The 9,437-nt window shown below is 51.3% G+C and carries 7 protein-coding genes; 6 read left to right on the top strand and 1 reads right to left on the bottom strand.

Going from position 1 to position 9,437, the window contains the following annotated elements:
• Positions 1–46: 46 nt before the first annotated feature.
• Positions 47–1,462, bottom strand: coding sequence for an alanine/glycine:cation symporter family protein (locus DXB70_RS06330; RefSeq protein ID WP_118472688.1), 1,416 nt, complete (start codon positions 1,460–1,462; stop codon positions 47–49).
• A 128-nt stretch (positions 1,463–1,590) separates the two neighbouring features.
• Here DXB70_RS06330 and DXB70_RS06325 point away from each other — a divergent pair, with 128 nt between their 5' ends.
• The 6 genes from DXB70_RS06325 (at position 1,591) to DXB70_RS06300 (ending at position 9,428) form a co-directional block, all read left to right on the top strand.
• Positions 1,591–1,824 carry a hypothetical protein gene (locus DXB70_RS06325; protein WP_022358715.1) on the top strand — a complete coding sequence of 78 codons (234 nt, stop codon included), beginning with the start codon at positions 1,591–1,593 and terminating at the stop codon, positions 1,822–1,824.
• A 323-nt stretch (positions 1,825–2,147) separates the two neighbouring features.
• The gene (gene cbiD / locus DXB70_RS06320) at positions 2,148–3,380 is read left to right on the top strand and encodes a cobalt-precorrin-5B (C(1))-methyltransferase CbiD (protein WP_106999980.1); all 1,233 of its coding nucleotides are present in this window, start codon (positions 2,148–2,150) and stop codon (positions 3,378–3,380) included.
• A gap of 23 nt (positions 3,381–3,403) precedes the next feature.
• On the top strand, positions 3,404–4,177 hold the full coding sequence (gene cobM / locus DXB70_RS06315; RefSeq protein WP_022358712.1) for a precorrin-4 C(11)-methyltransferase: 774 nt from the start codon (positions 3,404–3,406) through the stop codon (positions 4,175–4,177).
• Positions 4,178–4,196: 19 nt separating this feature from the next.
• Positions 4,197–5,540, top strand: coding sequence for a cobalamin biosynthesis protein (locus DXB70_RS06310; protein WP_117795553.1), 1,344 nt, complete (start codon positions 4,197–4,199; stop codon positions 5,538–5,540).
• A gap of 29 nt (positions 5,541–5,569) precedes the next feature.
• Positions 5,570–6,253, top strand: coding sequence for a precorrin-3B C(17)-methyltransferase (gene cobJ, locus DXB70_RS06305; protein ID WP_117795792.1), 684 nt, complete (start codon positions 5,570–5,572; stop codon positions 6,251–6,253).
• Positions 6,246–9,428, top strand: coding sequence for a cobyrinate a,c-diamide synthase (locus DXB70_RS06300; protein ID WP_106999978.1), 3,183 nt, complete (start codon positions 6,246–6,248; stop codon positions 9,426–9,428). Before cobJ ends, DXB70_RS06300 begins: the two co-directional genes overlap by 8 nt.
• The last annotated feature ends 9 nt before the right edge of the window (positions 9,429–9,437 follow it).

The following is a 9,437-nucleotide window of genomic DNA, read 5'->3' as shown; positions in this document are numbered from 1 at the left end:
AAACTCTCGTTTTTTCACACGCCCTTTTTGTTTCGAAATAAAGTGGCTATGATTTCTTATATTTTGCCTCATAATCCCGCAGGCTTACAAGCGCTTCTTTCGACATCGGAATCAGCGCGATCAGGTTGAAGACGGTCATCAGACCGACACCGACATCACCGAGATCCCAGACAAAGGTGTAGGCGGTCAGTCCGCCGACAAACATCATGATCAGGGCGAGAATCTTGTACGCCGTCTGGGCGGCCCAGGTGTCTCCGAAGAGGTAGCTCACATTGGAGCGGGCGTAGAAGAGGATGCCGATGAAGGTAGTGAAACTGAACAGCCACAGGATTACGGCTATGAAAATGACGCCTAATTCCCCGAAATGCCAGCTCATTGCCGCCTGCAGCAGATCCATGCCCTCCAGACCGGAGATTTTATCAGCCGGGACCAGCAGCATGATCATGGCTGTACAGGTGCAGAGAAGCGTGTCGATGAAAACGCCCATCGCCTGCATCAGTCCGACTTTGGCAGGATGGGAGGTTTCTGCCGTCGCTGCCGCACACGGGGCGGAACCGCTTCCTGCTTCATTGGAGAAAAGTCCCCGTTTGACACCGTTCATCAATACGGCGCCGAAGCCGCCTGCGATTGCCTGGCGCAGACCGAGTGCTTCCTCAAAAACGCGGGCAAAAACGCCTGGAAGCTGGCGGAAGTTCACGATAATTAAAAACAGGGTCAGGATAATGTAAATGCCTGCCATGATCGGAACCAGCAGATCCAGAACCCTGACGGAGGCATTTTTCCGAAGAACGATGACTGCCGCAAGGAGAACTAAAAATAAGCATGAGTAGATCGGCGGGATGCCGAATGCATTCTTAAAAGAAGAGGTCACGGAATTACTGATGACCTGGCTGATACCGCACCAGCAGATCAGACCGGAGAGCGCAAACAGTACGGAGAGAAGATTTTTCTTCGAAACCGGCGTGCCCTGTTTCTGGCGTTTGCTGTTGATCCAGTCGTGAATGTAGTAAGCAGGACCGCCGCGGTAACCGCCGTAGAGCGGATCCGGCTGTTTGTGAAGCTGGGCTAAGGTCGCCTCGATGAAAGCGGTTGCCGAACCGAGCAGCGCGGTTACCCACATCCAGAACAACGCACCGGCGCCTCCGGCGGAGAGAGCGGCAACGATACCGACAAGATTTCCCATACCGACGCGGGTCGCAGTTGACACGATCAGTGCCTGGAGTGCGGAGAGAGAGCCACCTTTGTGTCCGGTTTCGGCCTTTTCCAGCAGCGCGCGCAGCATATCCGGAAGCATTCGGATCTGCAGGAACCGCGTCCGGATAGTACAGAAGATACCGGTCGGGACGAGCAGAAGAACCAGAAGCGGCAGGTTGATGGTTGTTCCGCCAGGAAGCGGCAGATGAATCCAGTCACCCCAGAGGAAATAGTAGGTTTTTTCGATTAAATTGATAATTGTATTCATGTTTTCACCCCAAAATTTTATATAGTAAAGGTGCGCCCGCAGGTGCTTGACGATTGATTGAAAGATAGTTATAATGAGTGGCAGGGAGTTTTCAGACTCTCAGTATCATAAGGAAAAGGAGAATTCATATGCAGTACGCAATTGCACATTTAGATCCGAATGAGGACAATCCTTCCATGGAAGAGAATCCATGCATTAATGTTGATTTTGAAAACGAAGAGGAATCATGTCTGGAAGCTGCAACCATGATGATGGATGAAGGCTACAAGATGGTAACTCCATTTTTCATTGAGGATGGCGGCAAAGCGGGCACATACTCCTGGGAGTATGTCAATGCCCATCTGGTTGTCCGTACCAAATAATGTTTCACGTTGTTGTTTAAAACTGTATTGTTTTAAAGTGTGTGAGACTTAAAATGCCGGAAAGAGAAGATCTTTCCGGTTTTTTATATTTACATGTTAGCTGTCCTTGCACGTTTATAATAACTATTTCTTGAATATGTAATTAAATCTACTTATTTATATTCCGTATTGTACCGCACAGTTGAGGAAAGTGCAAGGGGAAAATGAGGGATTGTTACTGGAATTTTAAATAAAGATAAATAGTAATAAGTTGAAAGTCGGGTGTAAATCTCCTATAATGGACAGAAGAATCTTCAGGCAGAAAATGGCATACAGGGAGGCAGATGGAGACGGAAAAGAAACAGACAGATGAAAAAAAGGAACTTCGAACCGGATTTACGACCGGAACCTGCGCGGCGGCGTGTACGCGGGCGGCGGTGTTGTTTCTCTGCACAGGGGAAGCACCTGCGGCGGCAGAGACAGTGACACCTTCCGGCGTCCGGGCGATTCTGCCGATTGTCCGGGCAGAGCGGGAGGAAGATAGCGCAGTATGCGGTGTACAGAAGGACTCCGGTGACGATCCGGATGTGACGAATGGGACATTGGTTTGTGCACGGGCCGTTCTGGCTTGTCATGATAGCATAACTGAAAGCGGTTACACAGACCCGGCGTATCCGGGAATTGAGGTAACCGGCGGCGAGGGCATCGGCATGGTGACGCGGGACGGTCTTTCGTGTCCAGTGGGGCATTACGCGATCAACCCGGTACCGCGGACGGCTATTTTCCGGGAGGCGGCTCTGGCACGCCGGGAGGCGGGCATGCCGGAGTTACCTTTGCGGATTGAGATTTCTATCCCTTCCGGGCGGGAGCTGGCGGAGAAAACGTTTAACCCGCATCTGGGGATCATCGGTGGTATCTCGGTGCTTGGAACAACTGGGATTGTGAACCCGATGAGTGAGGCGGCATTGGTTGAGACGATCCGGCTGGATATCCGGGTGCACGCCCAGGAGGATGTTTCGCTGCTGGCAGTGGCGCCAGGCAATTATGGAGAACGATTTTTAAAAGAAGAAACCGGGCTTTCGATGGAAAATTTCATCAAGTGCAGTAATTTTATCGGGACCAGCTTTAAAATGCTTTCACAGGAAGGAATTCACCAGGCGCTTTTGGCAGGGCATGTTGGAAAACTGGTCAAAGTGGCAGGTGGTGTGATGAATACACATTCCCGGTATGGTGACAGACGGATGGAGATTTTGTCTGCATGCGCGCGAACCGTTGGATTTCCGGAGGCAGATGCCCTGCTGCCGATGAATACGACTGAGGAAGCGGCAGATTTCCTATATGAACATGGATATCTGAAACAGGTCATGGAGCAGGTGGCGAATCAGGTCAAAGCGGTATTGGAAGAAGAGAGCGGCGTTCAGACGGAGGTAATGCTATTTTCAAGCAATTATGGACTGATGGCGCGGACAGCTGGGGCGGATGCGTATGTGCGGGAGTTGCTGGAGATGGAGAGAGGCATGGAAGTAATGATAGATAGAAGAATCATAAATTACGAAAAGTTGAGATTCGAATATTAAATAAAAAAGGAGAAATCACATATATGGTATATTTCGTCGGAGCAGGTTCGGGAGCGCCAGATTTAATCACAGTGCGGGGAGCACGCCTTTTGAATCAGGCAGACCAGATTATTTACGCAGGTTCTCTGGTCAATCCAGAGCTTTTGGATTATAAAAAAGAATCAGCCGTTGTCTATGACAGTGCGAAAATGACGCTGGAAGAAGTGGTCGAAAAGATCCAAGAAGCGGAATCGACGGGTAAGATGACGGTGCGGCTTCACACGGGCGACCCCTGCGTGTATGGTGCGATCCGGGAACAGATGGACGAGCTGGACAAGTTAAATATCTCTTATAAGGTATGCCCGGGCGTCAGCTCTTTCTGCGGCGCGGCATCTGCATTGAATTTGGAATATACCTTGCCGGGCGTTTCGCAGAGCGTGATTATCACCCGGATGGCGGGGCGGACGCCGGTGCCGGAGAGGGAGAGCATCGCGTCGTTTGCAGCGCATCATGCGACTATGGTTATATTTTTAAGCACGGGAATGCTGAAGAAGCTTTCGGAAGAGCTGATAAAGGGCGGATATGAGGCGGACACGCCGGCGGCGATCGTGTACAAAGCGACCTGGCCGGATGAAAAGCGGGTTGTCTGCACGGTTGCCACGCTTGCAGAGGCGGCAGAGCGGGAAAATATCAAAAAAACAGCTCTGATTATCGTCGGGGATGTGACTGCCCAGGCGGGATACGAGCGTTCACGTTTATATGCGCCAGAATTCACAACTGAATTCCGTCAGGGGACGGATGGTTTTGTATATGAGTAATAGAAAGGGATTGTTATAAATGGAGCAGTTGAAACTTCGGGTCAGGAACGGTATCTGCATTTGCTTTACTGCACAGGGAAAAGAGACGGCGACGCGCCTGCTGGAGAAATTAAGCCAGCAGATGGAAGAGGCGTTTGACTTTTTAGATTATACAGGATCCGAACATTCGAAACCGCTGAAACAGGTGGTCAAGGAAGCATTTCAGGAGAAGGAAGCAATTTTGTTTGTCGGGGCGGCGGGGATTGCAGTCCGTTTGATTGCGCCGTGGGTGCAGGATAAGCTGAAAGATCCGGCGGTGCTGGTGATCGATGAGCAGGGACGTTATGCGATCCCGATTTTGTCTGGACATGTGGGCGGATGCAATGAACTGGCAGAGGCAGCGGCGCAGATTCTGGGGGCAGAACCGGTAATTACGACGGCAACGGATCTGCGGCAGGCATTTGCAGTTGATGTATTTGCAGCGGAAAATGAGCTGGTGATTAGTGATCGGGAACTGGCGAAACAAATCTCCGCGGCGGAGCTGCGCGGTGAAAAAATTGGCTTTTTCAGTGATTATCCAGTAGATGGAATCGTTCCGGCAGAGATTACTCCGGGCGTATGGCAGAAGGAAAACATCTATGTGACGCTGAAACAGGGCGGATGCCCGAAAAATGCCCCAGCGTCTCTGGTGCGCCGGGATATGGTGATTGGGCTGCAGGAGAAGAAGGAACAGCGGGATGCAGTCAAAGCAGCGGCGGTAGTGGCAGTGGAAACCGGCGATTCGGCGAAGGTGGCTGAGATAGATATGTCTGTCGGAAAATCCGATATAGGATCGCCTGGGCAGAAAAGTGAGCAGAAGAAAGAGCAAAGTTATGAGTCGGAAAATGAATCAGGTACGCCGGAACTTCTGCGCCTGTATCCGCGAACGGTTGTTCTTGGAATGGGATGCCGCCGGGATTCGTCCCTGAATGCTGTCCGGGAGATGGCAAGAGTGGCACTTTCTCGGGCGATGATTGATAAAAGTGCGGTGCGGGCGATTGCAACGGTAGATCGGAAGAAAAATGAGATGGCATTTCTGGCGCTTGCGAAGGAGTGGGATGTGGAACTGTGGAGTTTTACCCCGGAAGAGCTGGAAAGTGCCGGTACGAAGTTTGCAGAATCGCCGTTTGTGCGGAAGACAGTAGGGGTAGGAAATGTTTGTGAGCGTGCAGCCGTCATGGGGGTGCGCCGGATTTACCGGGAACGGGAGATGGATGAGAAAAATCTGCCTGCGATTGATCTGAGAGTACAGAAAATGGCGTTTAACGGTGTGACGGCAGCAGTAGCGGTTCCGGCATCGGAGCAAGTAAGGAGGCAGCAGTGGAAGAAAAAAAATTATACGTGATCGGAATTGGACCGGGGGCGAGAGAACAGATGACGGTCCGGGCAGACCGCATTTTGCGGGAAAGCCAGGTGATCATCGGTTATACGGTATACGTGGACCTGGTAAAAGAATTTTATCCACAGGCGGAATTTCTGACAACGCCGATGCGCCAGGAAAAGGAACGCTGTGAGATGGCATTAAAAGCGGCGCAGGATGGTCGGAAAACAGCAATGATCTGCAGTGGGGACAGCGGCGTCTATGGCATGGCGGGGCTGGTGCTGCAGATGGCAGAGGCGTACCCGGATGTGAACGTGGAAGTAATTCCAGGAGTGACGGCAGCGCTGGGAGGCGGAGCCATTCTCGGTGCACCGTTGGGACATGATTTTGCGGTGATCAGCCTGAGTGACCTTCTGACGCCGATGGAAGTGATCGAAAAAAGGCTGCGTGCAGCGGCGGAAGCGGATTTTATTATCTGCCTCTACAATCCATCCAGCCGGAAACGCCACGATTATCTGGAGCGTGCCTGCCGGATTCTTTTAGAGTATAAAAGTGGTGAGACTGCCTGCGGATATGTACAGAATATTGGCCGCGAGGGCGAGGCGGTGCACCTTTTGACACTGGCAGAACTGGAAAAGACGCCGGTGGATATGTTTACGACCGTATTTATTGGAAATAAGGAAACGCAGATGTTAAATGGATGTCTGGTGACACCGAGGGGATACCGCGATGTGTAAAATATGGATATTTGGAGGAACGACAGAAGGGCGCCTGCTGGCGGAATATTGTAGCCGGGAAAAGATTGAGGCGTGGGTCAGCGTGGCTTCGGAGTATGGAGAGGAGCTTTTGCAGGAGGAGCTGATGGAATCTGGGAATGCAGGGAATCCAGATTTGAACCACAATACTTGCCTTGCAAAGAAAAACTTGAAAACGGTTCAGGCATCCTCAGTGATAAAAGTCTTACGTGGACGGATGGATCGTTACCAGATGGAAGAATTTATCCGAAACCAGGGGATTCATCTTGTGATCGATGCAACACATCCGCATGCCAGACTTGTTTCAGAAGAAATCCAGGAAGCGTGCGGACGGACCGGTGTCCGCCTGGAACGGTGCCTGCGCGCAGAGGGCGAACAAAACAAAGCACGTGATTGGGTCGAGGTTGATTCCATTCAGGAGGCAGTGTCATTTCTTTCTTCTGTTTCCGGCGTGATTTTTGCCACAACCGGCAGTAAAGAACTGGAAGCCCTGTGCCAGATACCAGATTATCAAAAACGGGTGTATGCGAGAGTGCTTCCAACTTCGAATGTTTTGAAGAAATGTGAAAAATTGGGGATAACTGGCAGCCATCTGATTGCGATGCAGGGACCTTTTTCCACCGAAATGAATACGCTATTTCTCCGACAGACAAAAGCGGAGTGGCTATTGACGAAAGATTCCGGGCGTGCGGGCGGATTTCAGGAAAAGGTGGAAGCGGCGCGTGAAAATGGAACCAGAGTGGTTGTGATCCGCAGACCGGAGGAGGATGGTATTTCGCTGGAAGAGGCAATGGAGGTGCTGAAGAAGGCGGATGAGGGGAATGTTGGAGAGTTAAAAACACATTTGATTCTGGCGGGAATTGGCATGGGACAGCCGTCCCAGATGACAGGGGAAGTCCTTCGGGCAATTCGAGAGAGTGACGCCTTGATTGGCGCGGGGCGTATGCTGGAATCCGCGGAGAGAGCGCTGCAGAATGATTTGCTGATTAGCAAGGAAGGAAAAGCTGAAAACAGACAGGAATCAGCGGCTGCGGTGGAAAAAGAAACGAAGTGCTATAAAGCATATCTTCCTGACGATGTGATACAGATTGTATCGAAGCACCCGGAATGGAAGCAGGCGGTCATCCTGTATTCGGGTGATACCGGCTTTTTCAGCGGGGCATCCAGGATGGCAGAGCGGCTGCGGGAAGCTGGTTATCCATTTACCGTCTATCCGGGTACATCCTGTGTCAGTTATCTGGCGGCACGCCTGGGGACGCACTGGGAAGATGCGGCGATTTATTCCGCACATGGAAGAGAATTGTCTGTCGATCGGGTGATGAAACGTCTGTGTGATCCAGAAGAACCGGCTAAGCGTGCGTTTATCCTCATGGGCGGCAAAAATGGAGCTGGACAGTTTTGTGAACGTCTGACACAGGCGGGATATGGAAATGTACAGGTGACGGTTGGTGAAAACTTATCGTACCCGGAAGAGCAGATCCGGAGCGGAACCGCGGAAGAAATGAAAAAATTGGAATTTGCGGATTTGAGCTTGATGCTGCTGGAAGTCACGGATGAAATAAAGCGTGGGCAGAACGAAGAGGAAAAGATTACAGATGGTAACAATACAGAAACAAAAAATGTAGAGAAGTTGATATATGAACAGAAAATGGTGTCAGAAAAAATGCCATCCGATGTTCGAGTAACAGAATCATATAAAAATGATGCAGATAAACTTTTGCCACATGAGGCTTCTGTCAGAGCATGTCCACGCATCATGCTTGCCGCCCCCAAAAGCGGCAGTGGAAAAACTCTTTTGACCTGCGGACTGCTTGAAATCCTTCGCCGCCGCGGTCTGAATCCGATCGCGTGCAAATGTGGACCGGACTATATCGATCCAATGTTTCACCGCTATGTGCTCGGCATTCCCGGGCGAAATCTCGATAGCTTTTTTCTGCCGGCGGAAGGCGTGCGGAAGGTTTTGGTGGATGCAGTGCGGGAAGAACAGGCGGGAATTGCAGTTTTAGAGGGTGTCATGGGCTATTATGACGGCTTGGGCGGAACAGAAACGTCCGCCAGCAGCTGGGAGATTGCAGAGATCACAGACACGCCGGCGATTCTGGTGCTGGACTGTAAGGGCGCATCGTTGTCGGCGGCAGCAATGGCATCTGGATTTTTGCATTTCCGGAAAAAAAGCCATATTGCCGGAGTGATTTTGAACCGGGTTTCTTCGATGTATTATGAGCGGCTGGCAGCAGCCGTGGAAGAGGCGTCGGGGCTTCCGGTGCTTGGTTATCTGCCGGAATCCGAGGAATACCGCATGGAAAGCCGCCATCTGGGACTTTTTCTGCCGGGCGAGATCGATCGGCTGCGCGAGCGGATCGGGCGATTGGCAGATCAGATGGAGAAGTCGATTGCGGTGGATCGGGTGCTGGAAGTAGCGGGGATGCTGCCATTGAGGATAGAAAACAAAGAGAAAGAAAAAGCAGAAAACGAATCAATGGAGGCGGAAAGTATAGCGAAATTCCCAGCATGTCAAGAGCAAAAAGTCACCTCGCGCGTCCGCATCGGTGTTGCTCGTGACGAGGCATTCTGCTTCTACTATCAGGAAAATTTCCGCCTTCTGGAACAGATGGGTGCGGAGCTGGTTTATTTCAGTCCACTGAGGGATAAAAAAATCCCGGACAGAGTGGATGGGCTTTTATTTGGCGGCGGTTATCCGGAGAATTATGCACGGGAGCTGGCAAAGAACGCGGCGATGCGTGAGAGTATCCGGCGGTCGATTGCGGCGGGAATGCCGTTTCTGGCGGAATGCGGTGGATTTTTATATTTACACCGTACTCTTGAAGGAAGCGATGGAAAACACTGGGAAATGGCTGGCGTTTATCCATTTGACGCTTACCGGACGAACCGCCTGCGCCGGTTTGGCTATGTGCGTCTGCTGACCTCATCCGGTCAGGAAATTCACGGGCATGAGTTCCATTACTGGGAGAGCGAAGATCCGGGCACCGACTGGGAGGCAGTCAAACCGACCGGAAACCGAAGCTGGCGCTGCATCCATGAAAAGGGAGGACAGATTGGCGGATTTCCGCATCTCTATTATGCATCCTGTCCAGATTTTTTGCGAAAATGGCTGGATGAATGTGCCAAAGGGAGTCAGCAAAAATATACCAATTGAGTGAATTTA

The sequence above is a fragment of the Clostridium sp. OM05-5BH genome, from assembly GCF_003481505.1.
Classification (GTDB): domain Bacteria; phylum Bacillota; class Clostridia; order Lachnospirales; family Lachnospiraceae; genus Otoolea; species Otoolea fessa.
This window is presented reverse-complemented; position numbering and strand designations above follow the sequence as displayed.